2 pseudogenes are annotated in these 1,346 nt (G+C 64.3%); one reads left to right on the top strand and one right to left on the bottom strand.

The annotated features are described in order from the left end of the window. Positions 1-76 (bottom strand): annotated as a pseudogene (locus HMPREF9056_RS15030) (hypothetical protein); the annotation flags it as partial. Positions 77-274: 198 nt separating this feature from the next. On the opposite strand from HMPREF9056_RS15030, the pseudogene HMPREF9056_RS13905 reads away from it, so the two are divergent. Continuing rightward, positions 275-1,310 (top strand): annotated as a pseudogene (locus HMPREF9056_RS13905) (IS256 family transposase); the annotation flags it as partial. Between the last annotated feature and the right edge of the window lie 36 nt (positions 1,311-1,346).

Raw genomic sequence — 1,346 nt, 5'->3', positions numbered from 1 at the left:
CGATGGCGGAGTGTGGCCGGGTGGTGTTGAACCAGTGGACCCACTCGGCGGTGGTGACCCCGACAGTGTCGATGCCCTCCCAGGGGCTCTGGCCAAAGGATGAGCTCTGCCTTGTGCAAGGAGTTTACCGCCTCAGCCAGAGCATTGCCATGACCCCACGGTAGTGCCCCGTAGTGTGGTGTAGCGCGGTGGTTGGGCTGCTGTTGGTGGCAGCGCGGTCACCGTGTGATCCTTCGAGGAATCTCCTACAACCCACTCGAACGGAGTCATCACGATGACCGCTCCTCATATTGTCGACCCTGAGCGTCTTCTTGGCGAGGCTCTTTCTCAGGCCTCGCCAGACCTGATGCGTAGCTTGCTGCAGACGGTGATCAACTCCCTGCTGAGCGCCGAGGCTGATGCGGTGTGCAGTGCCGAGTACGGTCAGGCCAGCCCCGAGCGCCGGGTTCAGCGCAATGGCTATCGGCACCGGGACCTGGACACCCGGGTCGGCACGATTGACGTGGCTGTCCCCAAGCTGCGCACTGGCTCGTACTTCCCCGACTGGCTGCTTGAACGCCGTAAACGGGCCGAGTCGGCGCTGATCACAGTGGTTGCCGACGCCTACCTGGCCGGGGTGTCCACGCGGCGCATGGACAAGCTGATAGGTACTTTGGGCATCAGCTCGCTGCCCGGAGTCACAGGTCTCACGTATGGCAGCTGAGCTCGACGAGCAGGTCGTCTCCTTCCGCAACCGGCCCCTGGGCGATGCAGGCCCATTCACCTTCGTGGCGGCCGACGCCCTGACATTGACAAGTCCGCGAAGGTGGTCGTGTGGTCAGCGCGGTGGTCCTGACCGCTACCGGGGTCAACGCTGATGGACATCGCGAGGTCTTAGGACTGCGGGTAGCCACCACCGAGAGCTCGGCGGCCTGGAACGGGCTGCTCGCCGACCTGGTGGCCCGGGGACTTACGGGGGTACGGCTTGTCACCTCTGACGCCCACACGGGCCTGGTTGAGGCTATCGCCGCGAACCTGCCCGGAGCGACCTGGCAGCGCTGTCGCACCCACTACGCCGCTAACCTGATGACAGTGGTTCCCAAGAGTCTGTGGCCCGCTGTCAAGGCCATGCTCCACTGGCGTCTACGACCAGCCCGACGCAGCAGCCGTCGAGGCTCAGTTCGACCGCCTCCTGGACTACGTCCACACGATCCTGCCCGAGGCTGCCGACCACCTCGAAGCCGCACGAGCCGACCTGCTGGCCTACCGCCGCCTTCCCTGTCGAGGTATGGAGACAGATCTGGTCCAACAACCCCCAAGAACGCCTCAACTGAATCGCCCTGGGTTTTGTGGAGGCTGGTTTATCT

This window comes from Actinomyces sp. oral taxon 170 str. F0386 (genome assembly GCF_000195595.1).
In the GTDB taxonomy this organism is placed as follows: domain Bacteria; phylum Actinomycetota; class Actinomycetes; order Actinomycetales; family Actinomycetaceae; genus Actinomyces.
This window is presented reverse-complemented; position numbering and strand designations above follow the sequence as displayed.